This window comes from Xanthomonas euvesicatoria pv. euvesicatoria, assembly GCF_020880415.1.
In the GTDB taxonomy this organism is placed as follows: domain Bacteria; phylum Pseudomonadota; class Gammaproteobacteria; order Xanthomonadales; family Xanthomonadaceae; genus Xanthomonas; species Xanthomonas euvesicatoria.
Window position 1 is genome coordinate 109,650 of sequence record NZ_JAJIUJ010000111.1, and the last position, 21,606, is coordinate 131,255.

The following is a 21,606-nucleotide window of genomic DNA, read 5'->3' on the forward strand; positions in this document are numbered from 1 at the left end:
TTGCCGCATGCGCAACGGCAACGATGAGACATCTCACACACGCGGCGATCTGGTGGTGCTCGGGCCGGAGGGCCTGTATTGCCCGCAAGGCGATTTCCATATCGACCCGTGGCGGCCGGTGCCGCGCGCGGTGATTACGCATGGTCACGGCGACCACGCCCGCAGCGGCATGGGCGAGTACCACTGCACGCGCGAGAGCCTGTCCATCCTGCAATGGCGCCTGGGCGAACAGGTCTATCACACGCATGCGGACGGTGAAGCGTTTCAGCTGGGGCGTGCGCGCGTGTCGCTGCATCCGGCCGGACACGTGCTGGGATCGGCGCAGGTGCGCATCGAAGTGGATGGCGAGGTCTGGGTCGCCTCCGGCGACTACAAGCGCCAACCCGACCCCACCTGCAAGCCGTTCGAAGTGGTGCCATGCGACACCTTCATCACCGAAGCGACCTTCGGCCTGCCGGTGTACCGCTGGCCCGACACCTCCCAGGTTGCGGCCGACATTTCTGCCTGGCGCCGCGAATGCGCCGAACGCGGCGAAGCGGCCATCCTGTACTGCTATGCGCTGGGCAAGGCGCAGCGCGTATTGGCCGAATTGCGCGCGTGGGAGACGCAGCCGGCATTGCTGCATGGCGCAGTCGCGGTGGGTGTGGAGGTCTATCGCCAGGTGGGCATCCCGATGCTGGATACCCAGCCGGTCAGCGAGCATGCGCGCGGCGCCGACTATGCCGGGCAGTTGGTCATCGCGCCGCCATCGGCGGCCGGCAGCGCCTGGATCCGCCGTTTTCGCAGCGCACAGCAGGGGTTTGCCTCGGGCTGGATGCGCATCCGCGGCAATCGCCGCAGGCGCAATTACGATCGGGGCTTTGTGGTCTCCGACCATGCCGACTGGCCCGACCTGCTGCGCACCATCGAAGAAACCGGCGCACAGCGCGTCATTGCCACCCATGGCAATACCGATGCATTGATCCAACACTTGCGGGAACGCGGCGTCGCAGCAGAAGCCTTCCGCACCGATTTCGGAGCCGAGGAATGAACCCGCTGCCCGCACGTCGTTACGTTCGCGCGCGTCCGCGCATTCGCTTGAGCGGTGCGCTCGCGTTCCGCCGTCATGCCTTGGCGTTTTGCGTGCATCGCAACGCGCCAGCGGCCACCATCGGCCCACCGCGACCGCTGCGGCGCCCACGCGTGCTTGCCGCGTTTACCCGACGCGCACTGGAGCTGCGTGCTGCCGACAGGCGCGCAGCGACACAGGCGCTGCCGTGAAGCGTTTCGCGGCGTTGTACCGCGCCCTGGACCGCAGCACCGGCACGCTCGACAAGCGCGCTGCGCTGGTTGCGTATTTCCGCGATGCGCCCGCGCTGGACGCGGCATGGGCGCTGTATCTGCTGGCCGGTGGCAAGGTGGCCAGCGCGCGCATGCGCATTGCCAGCAGCGGCGAACTGCGTGAATGGATCACCGACACCGCCGGCGTTGCCGATTGGCTGGTCGCCGACAGCTACGACCATGTCGGCGATCTGGCCGAAACCCTGGCCTTGCTGCTGGACGACCCGGTCGCCGAGGCGGCCGATCTGCCATTGGCAGAATGGATCGAACAGCGGCTGCTGCCGATCGCCAACCAGGACGTGCAAGTCCGCAAGGCCTGCATCGTGCAGGCGTGGCGCAGCCTGGCCTTCGACGAGCGGCTGGTGTTCAACAAGCTGCTGACCGGCGCATTGCGGGTTGGGGTGTCGCAACGGCTCGTGCAGCAGGCGCTGGCCGAATTGTCGGGGGTGGATATCGCGCGCATTGCGCAGCGCATGCTCGGCAGTTGGCGGCCGCATCCCACCTATCTTGCAGACCTGTTGACCAGCGAAGAACTGCCCGGCGACCGCCAGCAGCCCTATCCGTTCTTTCTGGCATCGCCGCTGGAAGCGGAGGTCGACACGCTGGGCGCCATCGACGACTGGCTGCTGGAATGGAAATGGGACGGCATCCGCCTGCAGCTGATTCGCCGCGCCGGCGAAGCGGCGCTGTGGTCGCGCGGCGAAGAGCGTCTGGATGGACGTTTCCCCGAAATCGAACACGCCGCACTGCAATTGCCGGACGGCACCGTCATCGATGGCGAGCTGCTGGCCTGGCAACCCGAACAGCCCCTGCCAATGCCGTTTACCGCGTTGCAGACGCGCATCCAACGGCTCAAGCCCGGGCCCAAGACATTGGCCGCCGCACCTGCGCGCGTGGTGGCCTACGACCTGCTGGAACTGGCGGGCGAAGACCTGCGCGAGCGCCCGTTGCAGGAGCGGCGCGCACTGCTGGAAGGCGTGCTCGCCACGCTGGCAGATCCGCGCATCGTTGCCTCGCCGCTGGTGCAGGTCAGCGATTGGCAGGCCGCAGCGCAGGTGCGCGTGGAAGCGCGCGAACGCGGCGTGGAAGGGCTGATGCTCAAGCGCGCCAGTTCGGTGTATCAATCCGGTCGCCGTCGCGGCGATTGGTGGAAATGGAAGATCGACCCACTGACCATCGACGCGGTGCTGCTGTACGCGCAGGCCGGCCACGGCAGACGCAGCACGCTCTACACCGACTACACCTTCGGGCTATGGCACGAGGGCCAACTGGTGCCGATCGCCAAGGCCTATTCGGGCCTGGACGACAAGGAAATTCTTCAACTGGATCGCTGGATCCGTGCCAACACCACCGAGCGCTTCGGCCCGGTGCGCGCGGTCACCGCCCATCATGTGTTCGAGCTGGGATTTGAAGCGGTGAACCGCAGCGCGCGGCACAAGTCCGGCATCGCGGTGCGCTTCCCGCGCATCCTGCGCTGGCGTCACGACAAGCCGATGGCCGAAGCCGATCATCTGAGCACCCTGCAGGCACTGGCGCGGTGAGCGTCACGCAGCACACGTATGGCACGCCACTGCAACAGTGGCGTGCCTGGTTCGCGCAGCGCGGCTGGGCGCCACTGCCGTTTCAACGCGATGTGTGGAAGCGCTATCTCGACGGCGAATCGGGCCTGCTGCATACGCCCACCGGCAGCGGCAAGACGCTGGCGGCATTTGGCGGGCCGTTACTGGAGGCATTGGCCGCGCGTGGGCGCAAATCCCCGCGCAAACCGGGCAAACCCACCTCCCCTGCGCGCCGCCAGCCGCAACGCAATCTGCAAGTGTTGTGGATCACGCCACTGCGTGCACTGGCCGCCGACACCGCACGCGCGCTGCGCGAGCCGGTGGACGCATTGGGGCTGGATTGGCAGGTGGGCCTGCGTACCGGCGATGCCAGCGCGCGCGACAAGCGGCTGGCACGCAGCGGCAAGCTCGACGTGCTGGTCACCACGCCCGAATCGCTGGCCTTGCTATTGTCGTATCCGGATACCGCGCCGCAGCTGTCGGCATTGCGCTGTGTGATCGTCGACGAATGGCACGAGCTGCTGGGCAACAAGCGCGGCGTGTTGCTGCAATTGTGTCTTGCGCGCTTGCGCGGATGGACGCCGCACCTGCGCATCTGGGGGCTGTCGGCGACGCTGGGGAACTTATCGCAGGCACGCGATGTGCTGTTGCCGCATCGCCCCGAGGCGGCGCTGGTCTCCGGCGTCAAACCGCGCACGATGACGCTTGAAACCTTGCTGCCGGACAGTGGCGAGCGCTTTCCCTGGGCAGGCCACCTTGGTCTGGCGCAACTGGCGCGCGTGCTGCAAAAGATCATGCAACAGCGCACCAGCCTGGTGTTTACCAATACGCGCGCGCAGGCCGAGTTGTGGCATCAGGCCTTGAGCGCGGTGTGGCCGGATGAGTTGGCCACGCTGGCGCTGCATCACGGCTCGCTGGATCCATCGCTACGCGCGGCCGCCGAACGCGGGCTGGCCGACGGCAGCCTGCGCTGCGTGGTGGCCACCTCCAGTCTGGATCTGGGCGTCGACTTCCCGGCCGTGGATCAGGTGCTGCAGGTCGGCAGCCCGAAAGGCATCGCGCGCCTGCTGCAACGCGCCGGGCGCGCACGCCATCGTCCCGGCGAATCCGGGCACGTGGTGTGCGTGCCTTCGCATGCGCTGGAATTGGTCGAATACGCCGCGGCACGTCGCGCGCTGGTGCACGGCCATATCGAAGCGCGTCTACCGCCACGGTTGTCGCTGGACGTACTGGCGCAGCACTGCGTCACCCTCGCCCTCGGCGGCGGCTTCCACGCCGATGCGTTGTTCGAGGAAGTGCGCGGTACCGATGCCTTCGCCGCGCTGGAGAAAACCACCTGGAACGCGGTGCTGGATTTCATCGTGCAAGGCGGCAGCGCGCTGGCGCATTACCCGGACTTCCACAAGGTGGTGCGCGACGACGAGGGTCTGTACCGCGTGATCGACCGACGCGTCGCGCTGCGGCACCGGCTGTCCATCGGCACGATCACCAGCGACGGCAGCGTGCGCGTGCAGTTCCTGCGCGGCGGGCGGCTGGGCGCGGTGGAAGAACAATTCATCGGCCGCCTGCGCCGCGGCGACCGCTTCCAGTTCGCCGGCCGCCTGCTGGAACTGGTGCGCCTGGAAGACATGACCGCCTACGTGCGCGTGGCCAAGGGCGGCAGTGGCGTGGTGCCGAAATGGATGGGCGGGCGCATGCCGTTGTCGTCGGCGCTGGGCCGCGAGGTGGAAGCGGTGTTCGCCGACCCTGGCGATGCGCCGGAGATGCAGGCACTGGCGCCGTTGCTGCACCTGCAGGGCTCGCTTTCTTCGCTGCCGGGGCCGGACCATCTGCTGGTGGAAAGCGTCAAGGCGCGCGACGGCCGCCACGTCTTCGTCTACCCGTTCGCCGGCAGGCAGGTCAACGAAGGCCTGGCCGCGTTGCTCGCGGCACGCTGGGGCCGGCGCCAGCGCAATACCTTCAGCTTCGCTGCCAATGACTATGGATTTGTGCTGTCGCCGGCGCAGGATGTCGACATCGATGCCGATGTACTGCAAGCCCTGCTCTCGCCGGTGGGCCTGTTCGACGATCTGCGCGACAGCCTCAATCTGGGCGAGTTGGCGCGCCGGCAATTTCGCGAGATCGCGCGCGTGGCGGGATTGTTGTCGCCCTCGTTGCCTGGGCGTGCGCCGCGCAGCCTGCGTCAGCTGCAGGCCTCCAGTGGCTTGCTATACGACGTATTGCAACGCTTCGACCCCGATCACCTGCTGCTCGCCCAGGCCGAGCGCGAAGTGTTCGAAGGCCAGCTCGAACTGGCGCGGCTTGCGCATGCGCTGGAAGATTGCGCGCGCCGTGCGTTGCGTCTGTGCAAACCGCGCAGCCTCACTCCATTGTCGTTTCCACTCTGGGCCGAACGCGTGCGCGGGCAACTGAGTACCGAAGACTGGAAGGCGCGCGTCTTGCGCGCTGCCCAACAACTGGAGCGCAAGCATGGGCGATAGCGTGCAGCTGCAGCTGGCCGGCGAAACCGTGGAATTGCTCGGCGAACGCGCGTTGTATCGGCCGGCACAACGTGCGCTGTTGATCGCCGATCTGCATCTGGGCAAGGCCGATGTGTTCCGACGTGCCGGCATCGGCTTGCCGGCCGGCGGCACCGCGCACGATCTGGAGCGGCTGGATGCGTTGCTCGATCAACGCGATGTCCAGGCGCTATGGATTTTGGGCGACCTTTTGCACGGCCCTGCCCCACGCGCGGCCTGGCACCGACGCTGGAGCGCATGGCGCGAACGGCATTGCGCGTTACGCGTGATCGCCATTCGCGGCAATCACGACCGCGCCCTGGCCGGTGCGGAGCTGCACATCGAAGCGGCCGGCGAACAGGTCGAAGATGGCCCGTTCGTGCTGCGCCACGACCCGTTGCCGCATCCCAGCGGCCACGTGCTGTGCGGGCATCTGCATCCATTGGTCAAGCTACCGGGGCTGTCACGGCGCTGGCCGGCGTTCTGGTTGCGCGAGCGCGTCACCATCCTGCCGGCGTTCTCGCAGTTCACCGCAGGCATCGTGCCGACGCTGGCCGAAGGCGAGCGCCTGGTTGCCTGCGTGGAAGGCGATGCGCTGGCACTGCCGATGCGTAGCCAATGACGCACGCACCGGCCGATGCTACGACTGCGCAGCTGCTTCGGCGTTAGCGTCGGCCAGCCGCGCGACTGGTCGCGCCAAAGCCTCGACGAATTCAGGCGCCAGCGCCAGCTTGCCGAACCAACCATGCTGGGTGCCGCTGAGCACGCGCAGCATGTGCCCGCGCCCGCCCGGCACGCGCCCCATCGGGCGTAGCAGCAGGTCGCGGCCATGTGCCCACAGATCGCGTTCGGACTGGAACAGCGGCGTCAGCCAGCGGCTCCAGCGTGATAGATCGCCACGTGCGCCTTGCGTTCGCGCTGGTAGCGCTGCAAGGCAGCGTCCAGATCGGCGCTGGCGCGCAAGGCATCGCGCATCGCCAACGCATCCAGCAGCGCCATGTTCACGCCCTGCCCCAACTGCGGGCTCATCGCATGCGCGGCATCGCCTGCAAGCACGAAACGGCCGCGATGCCAGCGCGACACCACCGCATCGCGATAGCTCGCGCGCGCCAGAGCACCATGCACCTGCACCGTAGCAAGCCGCGCATGCGCCTCTGGCCACATCTGCGCCACCTCATCGCGCCAGGCGGCAATGCCGCGCTGTTCCCACGCAACGAAATCGCTGCACGGCAGGCTCCAGAAAAAACTCAGCCGCGGCGTGTCGTCGCCCGGGCGCGTGCCCACCGGCAACAGGCCGATCATCTTGCGTGCGCCGATATAGCGCTGGCGCAATTCGTCCACAAACGGCCAGTCTTCGCGCGGCAGCAGGCACCACAGCGCTCCCCATGGATACACCCGATCCAGCTGCGTTCCCTGTGCCTGCGCACGCAACGTGGAAGCCGAGCCATCGGCGGCGATAATCAGATCGAAGGGGCCATGCCACTTCCCACGTTGATCCTGCACGCGCACGCCCGCGTGATCGATCGCGGTAATCTGCGTATCCACATGCAGTTGCGCGTGCTGCGGCCAGGCCTCGCGCAGCAGCGTAAACAACGCGCCGCGCTGCATGCCTACACCCATCAGGCGCGTATCCAGATCGCGGTACTGCATGTCCATCACCGCGCCCCCGCACGGCGTGTCGCCATACAAGCGGCGCACCGGCGCGCCATGCGCGAGCGCCTGCGGCAGCAAGCCCATGTTCCAGAGCACCTGCAACCCGCTGGGTTGCAGCAGAAAACCGGCGCCCACCGGCCCGGGTGCAGCTGCGCGCTCGAATACCTCCAGCTGATGCCCATCGGCGCCCAGCAGCACGGCCAATGCCTGCCCCGCGGTTCCGTAGCCCACCACTGCAATACGTAATGCTCGTTGCATCGTCCCTGCTCTGTTTGGCTATTGCTGCCCGCGCACAACCGGCGCAAAAAAACCCCGCCGTGGCGGGGTTTTTCAACCGCACAATCGAGTCAGATTACTCGACCGGCGTGATGTTCGAAGCCTGGGCACCCTTGGGGCCCTGGGTCACGTCATAACTGACGCGCTGGCCTTCCTGCAGGCTGCGGAAGCCCTTGGAATTGATCGCGGAGAAGTGCGCGAAGACATCGGCGCTGCCGTCCTCCGGTGAGATGAAGCCAAATCCCTTGGCGTCGTTGAACCACTTGACGGTACCGTTCGGCATGGTGATGCGAGACCTTTGCAATAATTAATGGGTGGTGTACGGCGGTGCGTACGCGCCGAGTATGCAAAGCTTATGCCCCGATGACAATCACCCGCGTGCAAGTTCGCCAATCAGCTCGGGCAGCCCGGACGACGCCGCATCGACGTTGGCCAAGACTTCGGCCATGGTGATTTCCAGCGCGTCGCCACAGCCGGCCGCCCAGTTGGCCACGATCGCCAAACACGCATATTCCAGGCCTTTTTCGCGCGCCAGGCCCGCTTCGGGCATGCCGGTCATGCCCACCAGATCGCAGCCGTCGCGACGCATGCGTGCGATCTCTGCAACCGTTTCCAGTCGTGGTCCCTGCGTTGCGCCGTAGCAGCCGCCGGCCACCAGCGTGACGCCGGTCACCTTGGCTGCCGCAATGACCTTGCTGCGAAACATCGGCGAATACGGATGGCCGAAATCCACATGCTGTACCTCGCTGCCGGGCTCTTCGCAGAAGGTGGACACGCGGCCCCAGGTGTAATCGATCAACTGATCCGGGCACGCCAACACGCGCGGGCCAAACTGTTCGGTGATACCCCCCACGGTGTTGAGCGCCAGCACGCGCGAGGCGCCGATTTGCTGCAATGCAGCGATGTTTGCGCGGTAATTGACCTTGTGCGGCGGCAGCGAGTGGCCTTCGCCATGGCGTGCCAGGAAGGCGACGCGATGGCCGAGCAGCATGCCGACGCGGATCGGCCCGGACGGCGCGCCATAGGGCGTTTCGACGTCGTGCGACTGCACATCGTCCAGCTGCGCGAGCTTGTAGACACCAGTGCCGCCGATGACGGCCAATGCGATGGAATTTGCGGACACAACCGACCTCTGCAGCGAAAGACATGATGGGGCGCGCAGGCGTGCGCGCCGATCTGCCCGCAACGATGCGGGCATGGATTTCGAGCGTTACTGCTTCATCGCATAGATGGCAGGAATGCCGCGCAACTGCTCGTTGACGTCCATGCCGAAGCCGAACACGTAACGGTCGGGCACTTCCACGCCCACGTAGTCGGCAGTCACGCCCGGCACGCACCGGTCGTGCCGCTTGACGGTCAACACCGCCACGCGCACGTCGGTGGCGCCCTGCTCCAGGCACCACTGGCGCACGCCCTGCAGCGTGTAACCCTCGTCGAGAATGTCGTCGACCAGGATCACGCGGCGGCCGAACAATGCGGTGGCCGGGCGGTGCTTCCACACCAGTTCGCCGCCGGTGGTTTCGCCGCGGTAACGGGTGGCATGCAGGTAATCGAACTGCAGGTCCTGGCCACGTGCGCCCAGCTCCAGCGCCAGCTGGCCGGAGAACGGCAGCGCACCGTGCATGATGGTGAGGTACACCGGCACTTCGCCGGCGTAGTCGCGTGCGATCGCATCGGCGATGGTGGCAACGGCGGCATCGATGGCGGGACGGTCGACCAGCAGATCGGCTTGGGCCAGGGCCTGGGAAATGGTGAGCGTGGACATCAGGCAGTTGTTCCGAAATGGGCAGAAGGAGGAGTGGTAAATGAGGCGTCGGTGCCGGCGAGCAGGCCATCCCAGCCTAGTGCGCCGCGGCCGATCAGGCCGATCAATGCAGCGGTATTGAGGCTGCGGCCCTGCACGGCCTGCAGCGATTCGGCGACCAGCTCCGGATGGCACACCAGCACCACGTCGCAGCCGGCATCCAGATGCGCATGCACCCGGCCCGCCACACCGCCGGCACTGAACGAGGCAGCCATGCCGATGTCGTCGGAAAAGACCACGCCGCAGAAGCCCATCTGGCCGCGCAGGATCTGCTCGATCCAGCGCTGCGAATAGCCGGCCGGCTCCGGCGCGACCTGCGGGTAGACCACGTGCGCCATCATCACGGCGTCGGCGCCGGCCTCGATCCCCGCCACGAACGGCACCAGGTCTTCGGCCTGCAGCACCTCCAGCGGCCGCGGGTCGCTGGCGTGGTCGACATGGGTGTCTTCCAGCACGGTGCCGTGGCCGGGAAAATGCTTGAGCGTGGCGGCCATGCCGGCGCCGTGCAGCGCCTGCACATAAGCACGCGTGAAGGTGGCCACGATCTGCGGGTCGTCGCTGAAGGCGCGATCGCCGATGGCGCGGTTGCCGCGCCCCAGGTCCACCACCGGGGCAAAGCTCAGGTCCACGCCGCTGGCGCGGACCTCGCTGGCCATCAACTGCGCATGCGCGCGCGCGGCGGCCAGTGCAGACTCCGGGTCATGCGCGTACTGCGCACCGAAGCTTTGCAGCGGCGCCAGCGCGCTGAATCCTTCGCGAAACCGCTGCACGCGCCCGCCTTCCTGGTCCACGCAGACCAGCACCGGGCGTGGCGCGGCGGCGCGAATGGCAGCCGACAGCTCGGCCACCTGGGTGCGCGAGGCGAAGTTGCGCTTGAACAGCACCACGCCGGCAACCGCATCGTGCTGCAGCCAATCGCGTTCCTGCGCGCTGAGTTCGGTACCGGCAACGCCGATCAGAAGCATGTTGGGGACTCCCGGGCCAGGCGCCACGGTGGCGCAGCGCGGCATTGTCGCAGATGCGCGTGGCAGCGTCAGATCGCGCATTCAGGTGCGTGCCCTGCGGGCGCGGCGGGCAGGCTTACAGCACCTCGAGGTGGGCGCGCCAATGCGCGGCCTGGGCCTGCACCTGTGCCAGCACTTCGGGGGCCATACCGTCGAGCTGGCGGTACGGCAGCGCCAGGCGTTCGTTGGCGCCCAACAGCAGGCGCTGGCGCTGCAGAAAGTCCCAGTACAACGCGTTGTACGGGCAGGCGTTCGGCCCGACCCGCAACTTGCGCTGATACCGGCAACCACCGCAGTAATCGCTCATGCGATCGATATAGGCCGCACCGCTGATATACGGCTTGCTGCCGAGCAGGCCGCCATCGGCGAACTGGCTCATGCCCACCGTATTGGGCAGCTCCACCCACTCGAAGGCGTCGATATACACGCCCAGGTACCAGCGATGCAGCGCCTGCGGGTCCAGCCCCGCCAGCAGCGCAAAATTACCGATCACCATCAGCCGCTGGATGTGATGCGCATGCGCATTGGCCAACGAATTGCCGATCGCATCTGCCAGGCAGCGCATGCCGATCTGCCCGTCCCAGAACCAGTGTGGCAGCGCTGCATGCTGATCGAGATGATTCGAGTCCGCATAGCCGGGCATCTGCGACCAATACACACCGCGCACGTACTCGCGCCAGCCCAGAATCTGCCGGATGAAGCCTTCCACCGCCGCCAACGGCGCATGCCCTTGCCGCCATGCCGCTTCGGCGCGCGCGATCACTTCGCGCGGGTGCAGCATCTTGACGTTGAGCGCGAACGAAAGCAGCGAATGGAACAGGCGCGGGCTACGCGTGCTCATCGCATCTTCGTAGCGGCCGAAATTGGGCAATGCATGCGCGATGAAAGCGTCCAGATGCTGCAAGGCTTCGTCGCGATCCAGCGGCCATGGCAGGGCGTGCGCATTCGGTGCGCCAAAACTGCGCACCCCGGCGGCTTCGATCGTGCGCCACAGCGCGCTGTGGTCGTGGGTCGTGCGCCAATCCTGTGGGGCAGGCGGGTCGCCCGGCCACGGCGCACGGTTGTCGTGATCGAAGTTCCAGCGCCCGCCTTCCGGCTCGCCCGCGGCATCGAGCAGGATGCCATGCTGGCGCCGCATGCGCCGATAAAACACTTCCATGCGCCACGGGCTGCCGGCGCGAAAACAGCCGGCGACTTCACTGCGTGCGGTCAAAAAATGTTCGCTGCCGAGCATGCGCGTGGCAAAGGGCTGCGCGGCGCTCCAGTGCTGTAGTGCTTCGTCCAGCCGCCATTCGTCTGGGGCCTGGTACTCCAGATGGCCGGCGCGGTAATGCGCCATCAACGCCTCGAGGTTGTGCGGGATCGACTGCCGGTTGCTGGCATTGTCGATGGTCACATAGCGCACCCGATGCCCGGCACGCCGCAGGCCCGCAGCGAACGCGCGCATGGCCGCGAAGATCGCCAGGACCTTCTGCGCGTGATGCAGCACGTAGTCGGTTTCCTGCCGCACTTCCATCAATACATAGACCACGCCTGCATCGCGCGTCGCGAACCAGCTGTGGTGCGGATCGAGCTGGTCGCCCAGAACCAAACGCAGCGTATGGGCCGGCGTTTGTGGGGTGGTTTGCGCGACAAGTGCGCTGGAATCATGCATCAAAGTGACGCCCGATGATGCGGGGCGCATGGGCGCGTCCGTGCCGACGCGGCGCATGGGCATGCCTTGGACCCGAAAAAAACACTCGAATCACCGGCAACGCATGCACCAACGACTGCCATGACCGCGGTATGGACTTGCATCGCACTGCCCTTTAGTTCTGCGCTGCCTGGCACAGCGTCAGTGGCCAGCGCTGTACAGCACATCGCCGGCAGACACGCGCCGGGCCAATGCCATTGCGCTCTGCCATGCGCCCTCCACCTTGCCGCCGGCCAGCCAGTCGCCGCACATGCCCAAGCCCAGCTGCGCATCCCAGACGCAGCCAAGCTGCAATGCCGGGTCGCTACTGGCAACCTTCCAAAAAAAAGCATCGCAGGACTGCGGCACTGGCAACCCGAGCGCTGCAAGCTCCGGCACCAGGCTGGCGCTGACGTGCCCAGGCATGGCATCGCAGTGCGCCTGGCTCCACTCGGCCGTTGCATGCGCCAGCCAGTTCTCCGCACCCGCACGCGCAGGCTTGCTGGAGTTGCGCGCCACCCAGCGTAACGCGCCGGCATTGACGAACAGCGCGTCGTAGCCCGGATCGATGGGCGCATCGAAGTGCGCCATCACCGCCAACGCAGGCGCAGCCTGCGCGAGTAACCCAGCCGCACTCGGCGCCGGGACGGCCAGCAACACCGTATCGAACAGATGCTCTGCAGCATCTTGCGACACCGACAGGCGCCATCCCTGCCGGCTGCGCTGCAGCGCGCGCACCTCGGCACTCAAACGCACATCCAGCTGCGCGGCAAGCGTACGCGCCGGCGCGGTCATCTCGGACACACCCACGTAGCGCATCAGCGCGCTCTGGGATCGGCGCAACTGCGTGCCGTCCCAGCTTGCGATACGCGCCTGCCAGGGCGCGGCAATACCGGCATCGATCCAGGCATCCACGACCGCTGCAAATGCAGGATCGCGCGCGGTGAAATACTGCGCTCCGTGATCGCATTGCCACTGCTCGGCGCTGTAGTGGCGCATGCGGCCGCCCGGGGTCTGCGCCTGATCGAACACCGTCACTGCATGGCCTTCCATCTGCAGTTGCTGCGCGCAGGCCAACCCGGCCAGCCCGGCGCCGATCACGGCGATCGTCTGCGCGCGGTCGGGCAGTGTCATGCCATCGCGCACGTGCCGGTGCATGCGGCAGGCATGCGGGTCACACCACGCAGCCGTCAGGCCCGCAGGCATCGGGCCCGCCGACGGGCGTCGATTCGGCCGCCAACTGCAGCAGCGCCTGCGCAAAACTTTCCGGCGGTTGCGCGCCCTGGATCAGCGCACGGCCGTCGATCACGAAACTAGGCACTGCACGGATGCCCAACGCGGCGGCCTGCGCTAGCTGCGCTTGCACCTCGACGGTGCCTTCGTCCGATTCCAGCATCGCCTGCACACGCGCCGCCGTAAGGCCACCGGCCTCACCGGCACGCACCAGCGTGTCGAACGCGCCCACGTTTTGGCCTTCGGCAAAATGCGCATGGAACAGCGCTTCCATGACCGCATCCACATCGCCCTCGTGGCTGGCCAGCCAGATCAAACGATGCGCACGCAGGGTGCTGACCTGCACCTGCCCACGGCCGAAATCCAGCGGCAAGCCTTCCGCCTGCGCGGTGGCCTGGGTCTGCGCCAGGATCTGTTCGACGCGTGCCGTACCGCCGAACTTCGACGCCAGGGCCGCGCGCAATGGCGTGGGCTCCAGGCCGGCATCCGGATCAAGCTGGAACGCGTGGTAATGAATGTCCAAGGCCGGCGCCTGCGCGCCAAGTGCCGCAAGGGCGGCCTGGAAACGGCGTTTGCCGATCCAGCACCAGGGGCACACTACGTCGGACCAGATGTCGATGCGCATGAGCTGGGATTCGTTTGTGGGATGGGATTGGGATTTGCAGAGCATAGACGGGATTCTGCAATCGCAAAGCGTTCGCCAGTGCCGAAACCGGGGAGCGATGATCAAGCGTTGCAAGGCGGCCTGGCGCCGCGCACTCATCTGTTCTACGCATCAGCGATCCACCTCACGCATCAGGCCTCCAAGGCACCGGGCTGCGTGTCCGCCTTTGCGAGTCCAGATCCCGCATCACAAATCCTCTTTCCACTGCTTGAATGGATGCGAGGCCAGGGCCAGGTTGTAATAGCGCACGTCGTCGGTGACTTCGGTCCCAATCCATTCCGGCGTGGCGAATGCTTCGTCGGAGCGTTCGAGTTCGATCTCGGCCACGATCAGGCCGGCGTTGTCGCCGAGGAATTCGTCCACTTCCCACACATGTCCCTGGTAGGCGACCAGATGCCGGCGTTTGTCGATCAGGCCGCCTACGCACAGCGCCAGCAATGCGCGTGCATCAGCCAGTGGAATCGGATATTCGAACTCCTGCCGCGTATGCCCTACCTCGCGCGATTTTAGATTGAGAAATGCGCTTTCGCCCTGAATCCGCACCCGTACCGAGGCATTTTGCGTGCCACTGCGCAGCGCCGCCTGGTCGTTGATATAGCCCTGCGCCATCGGAATCACCGCATGCGCGGCGTCGCGCCAGCCATCGCCGGTAACCAGGAATTTGCGTTCGATTTCTACAGGCATGGGAATCGGGAATCGAGAGTCGGGAATGGCAAAAGCATAAGCCGTTCGCCGTTACGATTCCCGATTGCCTCCTCCTGATTCACCGCCTCTCAAACACCGCAATGCTTTCCACGTGCGCGGTGTGCGGGAACATGTCCATCGCGCCTGCGCAGACCAGCGTGAAGCCCTGATCGTTGACCAGATAGCCGGCGTCGCGCGCCAGCGAGCCCGGGTGGCAACTCACATAGACGATGCGATCGAACGTTTTCAACGGCAGCTGCTGCAGCACTTCCAGGGCGCCGGAGCGCGGCGGGTCCAGCAGCAGCTTGTCGAAGCCCTGGCGCATCCAGGGTGCGCTGCGCTGATCCTGGGTCAGGTCGGCGGCGTGGAACTGCGCATTGTCCAGGCCATTGCGCTGGGCGTTCTCTTTGGCCCGTGCCACAAGTCCGGCGTCACCTTCCACCCCCACCACCTCACGCACCACGCGCGCCAGCGGCAGGGTGAAGTTGCCCAGGCCGCAGAACAGGTCCAGCACGCGGTCGTCGGGCTTGGCCTCCAGCAGTGCGACCGCATGGGCGATCATCTTCTGATTGAGCGACGCGTTGACTTGAATGAAATCCAGCGGCCGGAACGCCAGTTCCACCTCCCACTGCGGCAAGCGGAACGATAGCGGCACGTCCTGCGGCCACAGCGGATGCACGCTGTCCACCCCGCCGGGCTGCAGGAAAATCGCAAAGCCGTGCTCCTGGGCAAAGGCGACCCAGGCCTGGCGATCGCGCTCGCTGAGCGGCTGCATATGCCGAATGGTCAAGGCCACCGCATCGTCGCCGGCGATGAATTCGATCTGCGGAATGTCGCGCTTGCCGTCCATGCCTTCGATCAGCGCGGCAAACAAGGGGATCTTCTCGCCGATCTGCGGAATCACCGTGTAGCAGATCGACAGATCGGCCACGAACCGCGGGTCCAGCTCACGAAAGCCGACCAAGGTCTTGTCCTTCTTCTCGACGCGACGCACCGAGAACCTGCCCTTGCGCCGATACCCCCAGTTGTCGCCGGTCAGCGCGGGCAGCACGGCTTGCGGAGTGACGTGACCGATACGTTCCAGGTTGTCCATCAGCACGCGCTGTTTGGCCACGATCTGCTGCGACTCCTCCAGATGCTGCAACACGCAGCCCGCGCAGACGCCAAAGTGCGGGCAGCGCGGGGTGACCCGCTGCGGCGATGCCTCCAGCACCTCCACGGTCTTGGCCTCATCGAAATGCCGGCTACGGGCGGTGGGTTCGGCGCGCACCAACTCGCCCGGCAAGGCGCCGCTGATGAAGGTGACCTTGCCGCCCTCGCCGTCGCGGCGGGCGACCCCGCGGCCGTCATGGCTCAGGTCGGTGACCGCGGTCTGGAAGGGGGTACGGTCGAGACGGTTTCGGGTTCTGGCCACGTGGCGACAAGCTGCGGGCAAAAAGGGTGCGTATTGTCGCAGATGCGACCGACGGAGGCCGCGCCGGTCAGCGCAACAATTGTCGCGCCCCGCAAACACAGGCAAACTTCCGCTGCGCGCGACAAATCAGGACGCGGCATCGCTGACAAGGAGGCAGCATGAACATGGCCACACGCCAGGAACCCCACCCACGCCTACTGCTGGTGGAAGACGACCCGATCAGCCGCGGGTTCTTGCAGGCTGTGCTTGAAAGTCTTCCGGCCACGGTCGACTGTGCCGATTCCCTTTCTTCCGCACTCGACCGCGCGCGCGAACGTCGCCACGACCTCTGGCTGATCGACGTCAACCTCCCCGATGGCACCGGTAGCGGGCTACTGCGTGCATTGCGCCTGCTGCACCCGGACGTGCCGGCACTGGCGCACACCGCCGACGCGACCATGTCGATGCAGCACAGCCTGCAGTCCGACGGGTTCCTGGAAATGCTGGTCAAACCAATGACCTCCGAGCGCCTGCTGCAGGCGGTGCGGCGCGGCCTGGCACGCGGTCGCTACAGCGTGGCCCCGGTGGGCGTGCTGGACATCGCCGCCAGCGACTGGGACGAGACCGCTGCGCTGAGCGCGCTCAACGGCCAGCAGCATCATCTCAATGCCCTGCGCGAGCTGTTCCTGGCCGAGCTGCCGGGCACCCGGGATGCGGTGGATTCGGCCTTGCAGATCAGCGACGAACAGGCACTGCGCAGCCATCTTCATCGGTTGCAGGCCAGCTGTGGCTTCGTCGGCGCGGCGCGGCTTGCCGGCGCAGTGCGCCTGCTGCGCGGCGACCCGCACTCGCGGACCGCACGCACCCAATTCCACGCGGCGGTGGCTGCATTGCTGCATTGAGCGAATCGAGCGCAGCACCTCCTTGCCAGAGGAGGTGTGCCAGACGCCGGCGTCGGTGCGCTTCCGGCTCGCCGCCGCGGTCGATGCATCGTCGTCCTGCCGATCGAGCTGCGTATGGCAGGCAGCACCGGCTCCAGTTGCTGGCGTTTGACTGCCTGGATGATCTACAGCTCGACGCAGGGCATATGCAGTTGCTGCTCGCCCGGTCCATGTCGGTGACGAGAGTGGCGCTCGTGGTCGAGGGCAGGCGAAGGGCTTTATAAACCGACGGGCACGGGTGCTGTCTGCCGGTTTTCCGAGCGCCCGCTTCGCTCAATTCGCTGCTGGCTCGTGGGATCGCCGGTCGCTGCTGGACTTTTGTCCAGCGCTATCACGCATGGGCCTCCAGCACTCCGCGCCATTAGCGGCGGCGCGCCAGGTCCTCGAGCATTTGCCAGGATTTCAGACCACGCCCGCCCAGATGGTGCAGCAGTACCCCGCGCATGCTGCGCCGCAGGCCTGGCATGTCGTCGGCATCCGGCATGACGTCTTCGCCCAGCGCCAGCAGCGCCGCACCGGTGACGGTTTCGCGGCGGTCCTGGGCTAGCCGTTCGCTCAACACGCGCAAGGCGCCCTCCTGCGGATCCAGCCGATACCGCGCCGCCGGGTCGATCGGCTGCCCGTCGCTGTCATGCTGCAGATCGAAGGCGAACCCCAGCCCGTCCAGCACGTCGCGCTCGAACCGGCGCAGCCCCCACGCCAACGGCAGATCGGACGCCAGGTAAGTACGTGCCTGCGCATAACAGGCATAAAGTTCGGGCACCGGATCGTTACGCGGGGCCAGGCGCAGCAGCAATTCGCTGATATAAAAACCAGCCAGCATGGTGTCGCCGACCAGTCGCGGCGCGGTGTCCAGCGCTTCGGCCTGGCGCAGCTGGGCCAGCTCGCCGCGCTGCACGGCACTGAACTGGATCAGCTGCAAGGGCTGCAAGGCCGCGCGCAGCGCCTGCTTGCGCGGCCCCTGCACACCGCGCGCCAGCAGTCCCACCCGCCCGTGCTGCTCGGTCAGCACTTCCACCAGCAGGCTGGTCTCGCGCCAGGCCCGTACGTGCAAGACGAACCCGCGCTCGTGCTCGATCAGCATCTTAGGTCCATGCGTTGCAGCCCTCGATCAGCCGAAGCCGTGCAGGACCATCCCATTCCCAGGAACCAGGGTCCTCACGCAGCCGTACGTCCCACATGCCGAAGACGGTCAAGAAGGACACACGACACAGGATTCCGCTACGACATGCCATCTGCAGCAATACACTGCCTCAATCGATCTCTGGCTTGATGACCATCGTGCCACTCGATTTCGAACACCTGCTTTTTATCGATAAGTAACCTGTAATGCGCCTTGTCCTCTATCCCGCCAAGCAATCCCTCGGCACTGGGGACTGCGAACGCAATCGTGGCTAAATCCGTGCCTGGAGTGAGGTAGTGAAACGCGCGCACGGTTTGCGGCCTTCCGTCGCCATCGTCCAGAGTGACTTTGATCACACCGTCTTTCTTAGGCTGCGGTAACCCGGCTCCAGTGAACGCCATCGTTGCACGGCGATAGTCACCCGCAGGGCCGGCCAGGGTCACGAGGCCCTGCAGATTACCGTAGGCCGCAACGCAGTTATCGCCAGGTTTCGAACCTGCACGGGGCTCGAAATGCTGCCAATAGCCATCACGGAAACGCCGATAATTCGGATCGCTCGCGAGCTTGGCTTTCTCGCTCAATAGCATCTGAGCCATACCCAGGGCAGCGGTTGCCCGTGCCTTCAACGGATCAGGTTCTGGCTGCGCCGCAGCTGTTGAGGCGGCATCGTCACGAACACATAGAGGTGTAGGCGCGACACCAGGCCCACCCGGTGCCATCCCCACCCTTCGCTCACCTGATCCGGCCGAATTTGAGCATGGAAAGGTCTGTGCATGACTGGCAAACGGCAGCAACAACAAAAACAGCGCCGCAAATAGCGTCCGACTCGCATCCCAGGACTGCATACCGCAAAAGTTCGTCTTACTGCACCACATTGTGAACCTCCTTGTTTTTACCGAAATTATTCGCTGTAGCCGAACGCCTTCAGCGCAGCCTCGTCGTCCGACCAGCCTTCGCGCACGCGCACCCAGGTTTCCAGGAACACCTTGGCACCGAACAGGCGCTCCATCTGCAGGCGCGCCTTGCCGCCGATTTCTTTCAAACGGGTGCCGCCCTTGCCGATCACGATGGCCTTCTGGCCTTCGCGCTCGACCCAGATCACCGCACCGATGCGCAGCAGCGCCCCATCTTCGGCGAAGCGCTCGATCTCGACGGTGGTGGCGTACGGCAGCTCTTCGCCGAGCTGACGCATCAGCTGTTCCCGCACCAGTTCGCCAGCCAAAAAGCGCTGGCTGCGGTCGGTGATCTCGTCTTCGCCAAACATCGCCTCGGCTTCGGGCACGAGCTTGAGCAGGTCGCCGACCAACGCGTCCAGGCCCTTGCGCTTGAGCGCGGACACCGGATGCACGGCGGCGAAGGTGCGCCCCTCGCTGACCTGGGCCAGGAACGGGAACAGCGCGGTCTTGTCCTTGAGCCGGTCGACCTTGTTGACCACCAGCACCACCGGCACGCCGGCGTCGCTGAGCACGCGGAACGCCAGCGTGTCTTCCTCGTCCCAGCGGCCGGCTTCAATCACCAGGACCGCCGCGTCCACGCCCTCGAGCGAGCCGCGCGCAGCGCGATTCATCACCCGGTTCATTGCGCGCTTCTGCTCGCGGTGCAAGCCCGGTGTGTCGACCAGCACCAGCTGCCCTTCCGGGAAGGTGGCGATGCCCAGCAACCGATGACGCGTGGTCTGCGGCCGGTTGGAGACGATGCTGACCTTCGCGCCGACCAGGGCGTTGGTCAGGGTGGACTTGCCGACGTTGGGCCGGCCGATCACCGCAACGCTACCGCTGCGGTGGGGGGAAGAGGTTTCGCTCACGTGTTTGAATCCAGTTGTGCGATGACAAGAGTCGCCGCCTGTTGCTCTGCGAGGCGACGCGAAGTGCCCTGGCCCTCGGCGCGGGCGACGGGCTGCTCCAGAATGCAGGCGACGTGGAACTGCTTGGCATGCTCGTCGCCGCTCTCGCTGATCAGCGCGTAGGTGGGCAGCGGCAGTTGCCGTGCCTGCAGCCATTCCTGCAGCCGGGTCTTGGGATCCTTTTCTGCCTTGCCCACCGGCAATGCCGCCAGCGACGCTTCGAACCACGGCAGCACCACTGCACGGCAACGCTCGAAACCGCAGTCCAGATAGATGGCTGCGACGATCGCCTCGACCGCATCGGCCAGGATCGAATCGCGCCGGTGACCTCCGGATTTCAGCTCGCCTGGCCCCAGCGTGAGGCGCTCGCCGAGGTTCAACGTGCGTCCGATCACTGCCAGCGCACCTTCGCGCACGAGCTCGGCACGTGCACGGGTCAATGCGCCTTCGTCGGCCTTGGGCCACCGTTGATACAGCGCCTCGGCGATCAGCAGGTTGACGATGCCGTCGCCGAGAAATTCCAGTCGCTCGTTATGCGGCGTCCCGGCGCTGCGATGCCGCAGCGCCCGGGCGAGCAGAGCCGGATCGGCGAATGCGTGCCCGATCGGATCACCGCGTTGGAAGGTTCTATTCGACACCGCGCTTCGTCAGATCCTGTGCCGTATCGAACTTGCCAACCACATCCAGATTGCCAACCAGCTCGCGGCGGACTTCGTAATTGACCTTCATGCGCCAGCCGCCTTCGATCCGCTCGAACTTGACGTCTTCCTTTTTGACATTTTCAGAATAGTTGATGTACAGGCGCTTGAAGAACATGTCCTGCAACTTGGACGGATCCATGTCGGAAGTGCCTGCTTCATTTGCCAAGCCCTTCATCGACGTACGCACTGCGTAATATTCCTGATACATCGGGAACAGCTTCATCCCGATGTACAAACCGAACCCCACTACCGCCAGCACCACCACGAACGACGTCAACGTCATACCGCTTTGCTTGCGCTTCATTGTGCTTCCCCTGGCACGCCGTGCGTGCATTTACTGGATTCCAGTCCCGATCCGCGATGGATCGAAACTCCCCTTGCAGAACCACCCTTCGCAATTGAGCCAGATCAGGAACGCCTTGCCGCGCAGATTGGCTTCCGGCAGAAAGTGCGTCTGGGTCCAGAACCGACTGTCCTCGCTGTTGTCGCGATTATCCCCCATCACGAAATAGCTGTCCGCCGGTACGGTCCAGTCGCCCTGCCCGGCCGGCATGTTGCGGTCCAGCCATTCCAGCACGGTGTGCGTGCGGCCCGGCAGGTCCTCGACCAGCAGCGTGGTGCCGGTCATCTCGGCGCCCTTGCCCTTGCCGATGTACTCGCCCTTGACCGTGTAATGCATCGGCTTGTCGTTGATGTACAGCGTATCGCCGTGGAAGCCGATCCTGTCGCCCGGCAGGCCAACCACGCGCTTGATCCAGTTCTGGTCCGGCGCGTGCGGCGGCTTGAACACCACCACGTCGCCGCGCTTGGGCTCGCCGGTGGGAATGAACTTGGTATTGGTGATCGGCAGACGGAAGCCGTAGGCGAACTTGTTGACCAGGATGAAATCGCCGATCAGCAGGTTGGGCATCATCGAACTGGACGGAATCTTGTACGGCTCGGCCACGAAGCTGCGCAGGATCAGCACCACCGCCAGCACCGGGAAAAAGGCGCGCGAGTAATCGATGATCGCCGGCTCGCTGTCCAGCAACCCGGCACGCGCCGCACGGCGCTTGGCCAGAAACAGCTTGTCCAGCAGCCAGATGAAGCCGCTGCCCAGCGTCAGGACAACCAGGATGATTTCAAACCATTTCATTGATGTTCCTTCGGAACGGGATTCGAGATTTGAGATTGGGGATTAGTAAGAGCAAGAGGATGGGCAAGCCGTTGCCAATCCCGAATGACGAATCCCGAATCCC

The 21,606-nt window shown here is 65.6% G+C and carries 21 protein-coding genes and 1 pseudogene; 6 read left to right on the forward strand and 16 right to left on the reverse strand.

Translation table 11 applies throughout. The features are described from left to right. Positions 1–7 precede the first annotated feature (7 nt). From LN450_RS19455 to pdeM, 5 genes are read left to right on the forward strand one after another with little or no spacing between them, the layout of a single operon-like run. A complete protein-coding gene (locus tag LN450_RS19455; protein ID WP_011346834.1) occupies positions 8–1,030 on the forward strand; it encodes a ligase-associated DNA damage response exonuclease in 1,023 nt (340 codons plus the stop codon). Then, positions 1,027–1,260 (forward strand): hypothetical protein, encoded by a 234-nt coding sequence (locus LN450_RS19460; protein WP_029818981.1) that lies wholly within the window; start codon positions 1,027–1,029, stop codon positions 1,258–1,260. The genes LN450_RS19455 and LN450_RS19460 overlap by 4 nt, the downstream gene beginning before the upstream one ends. Then, positions 1,257–2,861, forward strand: coding sequence for an ATP-dependent DNA ligase (locus LN450_RS19465; protein ID WP_011346833.1), 1,605 nt, complete (start codon positions 1,257–1,259; stop codon positions 2,859–2,861). The genes LN450_RS19460 and LN450_RS19465 overlap by 4 nt, the downstream gene beginning before the upstream one ends. After that, positions 2,858–5,359 carry a ligase-associated DNA damage response DEXH box helicase gene (locus LN450_RS19470; protein WP_011346832.1) on the forward strand — a complete coding sequence of 834 codons (2,502 nt, stop codon included), beginning with the start codon at positions 2,858–2,860 and terminating at the stop codon, positions 5,357–5,359. Before LN450_RS19465 ends, LN450_RS19470 begins: the two co-directional genes overlap by 4 nt. Continuing rightward, complete coding sequence (gene pdeM, locus LN450_RS19475) at positions 5,349–5,999, forward strand: ligase-associated DNA damage response endonuclease PdeM (protein ID WP_011346831.1); 651 nt, start codon at positions 5,349–5,351, stop codon at positions 5,997–5,999. The genes LN450_RS19470 and pdeM overlap by 11 nt, the downstream gene beginning before the upstream one ends. Positions 6,000–6,017: 18 nt before the next feature. Here pdeM and LN450_RS19480 read toward each other — a convergent pair. The 10 genes and pseudogenes from LN450_RS19480 to rlmD form a co-directional block, all read right to left on the reverse strand. Beyond that, positions 6,018–7,288, reverse strand: a pseudogene (locus tag LN450_RS19480) (FAD-dependent oxidoreductase). A gap of 94 nt (positions 7,289–7,382) precedes the next feature. Beyond that, complete coding sequence (gene cspE / locus LN450_RS19485; RefSeq protein WP_003488188.1) at positions 7,383–7,589, reverse strand: transcription antiterminator/RNA stability regulator CspE; 207 nt, start codon at positions 7,587–7,589, stop codon at positions 7,383–7,385. Positions 7,590–7,676: 87 nt separating this feature from the next. Then, on the reverse strand, positions 7,677–8,429 hold the full coding sequence (locus tag LN450_RS19490) for an S-methyl-5'-thioinosine phosphorylase (protein WP_011346828.1): 753 nt from the start codon (positions 8,427–8,429) through the stop codon (positions 7,677–7,679). An 87-nt stretch (positions 8,430–8,516) separates the two neighbouring features. Further along, positions 8,517–9,071: a hypoxanthine-guanine phosphoribosyltransferase gene (locus LN450_RS19495; RefSeq protein ID WP_003488192.1), complete on the reverse strand. Its 555-nt coding sequence runs from the start codon at positions 9,069–9,071 to the stop codon at positions 8,517–8,519. After that, positions 9,071–10,075 carry a beta-N-acetylhexosaminidase gene (gene nagZ / locus LN450_RS19500; protein ID WP_041855112.1) on the reverse strand — a complete coding sequence of 335 codons (1,005 nt, stop codon included), beginning with the start codon at positions 10,073–10,075 and terminating at the stop codon, positions 9,071–9,073. Before nagZ ends, LN450_RS19495 begins: the two co-directional genes overlap by 1 nt. 115 nt (positions 10,076–10,190) lie before the next feature. After that, positions 10,191–11,831: a cryptochrome/photolyase family protein gene (locus LN450_RS19505; protein ID WP_011346826.1), complete on the reverse strand. Its 1,641-nt coding sequence runs from the start codon at positions 11,829–11,831 to the stop codon at positions 10,191–10,193. 117 nt (positions 11,832–11,948) lie between these two features. After that, on the reverse strand, positions 11,949–12,944 hold the full coding sequence (locus LN450_RS19510) for an NAD(P)/FAD-dependent oxidoreductase (protein WP_011346825.1): 996 nt from the start codon (positions 12,942–12,944) through the stop codon (positions 11,949–11,951). Positions 12,945–12,960: 16 nt separating this feature from the next. Next, positions 12,961–13,644 carry a DsbA family oxidoreductase gene (locus LN450_RS19515; RefSeq protein WP_039416709.1) on the reverse strand — a complete coding sequence of 228 codons (684 nt, stop codon included), beginning with the start codon at positions 13,642–13,644 and terminating at the stop codon, positions 12,961–12,963. Positions 13,645–13,869: 225 nt separating this feature from the next. After that, on the reverse strand, positions 13,870–14,367 hold the full coding sequence (locus LN450_RS19520; RefSeq protein ID WP_011346823.1) for a CYTH domain-containing protein: 498 nt from the start codon (positions 14,365–14,367) through the stop codon (positions 13,870–13,872). A gap of 79 nt (positions 14,368–14,446) precedes the next feature. Further along, positions 14,447–15,781 carry a 23S rRNA (uracil(1939)-C(5))-methyltransferase RlmD gene (gene rlmD, locus LN450_RS19525; protein ID WP_039416713.1) on the reverse strand — a complete coding sequence of 445 codons (1,335 nt, stop codon included), beginning with the start codon at positions 15,779–15,781 and terminating at the stop codon, positions 14,447–14,449. A gap of 158 nt (positions 15,782–15,939) precedes the next feature. Between rlmD and LN450_RS19530 the strand changes: the two genes are divergently transcribed. Continuing rightward, positions 15,940–16,662, forward strand: a complete 723-nt coding sequence (locus LN450_RS19530) for a response regulator (RefSeq protein ID WP_011346821.1) — start codon at positions 15,940–15,942, stop codon at positions 16,660–16,662. A gap of 400 nt (positions 16,663–17,062) precedes the next feature. On the opposite strand, the gene recO is transcribed toward LN450_RS19530, so the two are convergent. The 6 genes from recO to lepB all read right to left on the reverse strand — a co-directional run bounded on the left by recO (position 17,063) and on the right by lepB (position 21,503). After that, complete coding sequence (recO, locus tag LN450_RS19535; protein WP_008574279.1) at positions 17,063–17,785, reverse strand: DNA repair protein RecO; 723 nt, start codon at positions 17,783–17,785, stop codon at positions 17,063–17,065. A gap of 137 nt (positions 17,786–17,922) precedes the next feature. Beyond that, on the reverse strand, positions 17,923–18,699 hold the full coding sequence (locus LN450_RS19540) for a hypothetical protein (protein ID WP_228884927.1): 777 nt from the start codon (positions 18,697–18,699) through the stop codon (positions 17,923–17,925). A gap of 26 nt (positions 18,700–18,725) precedes the next feature. Next, the gene (gene era, locus LN450_RS19545) at positions 18,726–19,628 is read right to left on the reverse strand and encodes a GTPase Era (protein WP_011346819.1); all 903 of its coding nucleotides are present in this window, start codon (positions 19,626–19,628) and stop codon (positions 18,726–18,728) included. After that, on the reverse strand, positions 19,625–20,305 hold the full coding sequence (rnc, locus tag LN450_RS19550; RefSeq protein ID WP_011346818.1) for a ribonuclease III: 681 nt from the start codon (positions 20,303–20,305) through the stop codon (positions 19,625–19,627). Before rnc ends, era begins: the two co-directional genes overlap by 4 nt. Continuing rightward, the gene (locus LN450_RS19555) at positions 20,295–20,702 is read right to left on the reverse strand and encodes a DUF4845 domain-containing protein (protein WP_016850781.1); all 408 of its coding nucleotides are present in this window, start codon (positions 20,700–20,702) and stop codon (positions 20,295–20,297) included. Before LN450_RS19555 ends, rnc begins: the two co-directional genes overlap by 11 nt. Continuing rightward, positions 20,703–21,503, reverse strand: a complete 801-nt coding sequence (gene lepB / locus LN450_RS19560; RefSeq protein ID WP_011346817.1) for a signal peptidase I — start codon at positions 21,501–21,503, stop codon at positions 20,703–20,705. Positions 21,504–21,606: the final 103 nt, after the last annotated feature.

What these genes read in the sequence shown, in the direction of transcription:
- LN450_RS19505 (WP_011346826.1), bottom strand. Translation starts at nt 11,831, where the DNA reads ATGCCCATGCGCCGCGTCGGCACGGACGCGCCCATGCGCCCCGCATCA.
- LN450_RS19555 (WP_016850781.1), bottom strand. Translation starts at nt 20,702, where the DNA reads ATGCACGCACGGCGTGCCAGGGGAAGCACAATGAAGCGCAAGCAAAGC.
- LN450_RS19510 (WP_011346825.1), bottom strand. Translation starts at nt 12,944, where the DNA reads ATGCACCGGCACGTGCGCGATGGCATGACACTGCCCGACCGCGCGCAG.
- LN450_RS19520 (WP_011346823.1), bottom strand. Translation starts at nt 14,367, where the DNA reads ATGCCTGTAGAAATCGAACGCAAATTCCTGGTTACCGGCGATGGCTGG.
- cspE (WP_003488188.1), bottom strand. Translation starts at nt 7,589, where the DNA reads ATGCCGAACGGTACCGTCAAGTGGTTCAACGACGCCAAGGGATTTGGC.
- nagZ (WP_041855112.1), bottom strand. Translation starts at nt 10,075, where the DNA reads ATGCTTCTGATCGGCGTTGCCGGTACCGAACTCAGCGCGCAGGAACGC.
- LN450_RS19540 (WP_228884927.1), bottom strand. Translation starts at nt 18,699, where the DNA reads ATGTGGTGCAGTAAGACGAACTTTTGCGGTATGCAGTCCTGGGATGCG.
- LN450_RS19495 (WP_003488192.1), bottom strand. Translation starts at nt 9,071, where the DNA reads ATGTCCACGCTCACCATTTCCCAGGCCCTGGCCCAAGCCGATCTGCTG.
- LN450_RS19530 (WP_011346821.1), top strand. Translation starts at nt 15,940, where the DNA reads ATGAACATGGCCACACGCCAGGAACCCCACCCACGCCTACTGCTGGTG.
- LN450_RS19455 (WP_011346834.1), top strand. Translation starts at nt 8, where the DNA reads ATGCGCAACGGCAACGATGAGACATCTCACACACGCGGCGATCTGGTG.
- LN450_RS19515 (WP_039416709.1), bottom strand. Translation starts at nt 13,644, where the DNA reads ATGCGCATCGACATCTGGTCCGACGTAGTGTGCCCCTGGTGCTGGATC.
- lepB (WP_011346817.1), bottom strand. Translation starts at nt 21,503, where the DNA reads ATGAAATGGTTTGAAATCATCCTGGTTGTCCTGACGCTGGGCAGCGGC.
- pdeM (WP_011346831.1), top strand. Translation starts at nt 5,349, where the DNA reads ATGGGCGATAGCGTGCAGCTGCAGCTGGCCGGCGAAACCGTGGAATTG.
- LN450_RS19460 (WP_029818981.1), top strand. Translation starts at nt 1,027, where the DNA reads ATGAACCCGCTGCCCGCACGTCGTTACGTTCGCGCGCGTCCGCGCATT.
- recO (WP_008574279.1), bottom strand. Translation starts at nt 17,785, where the DNA reads ATGCTGATCGAGCACGAGCGCGGGTTCGTCTTGCACGTACGGGCCTGG.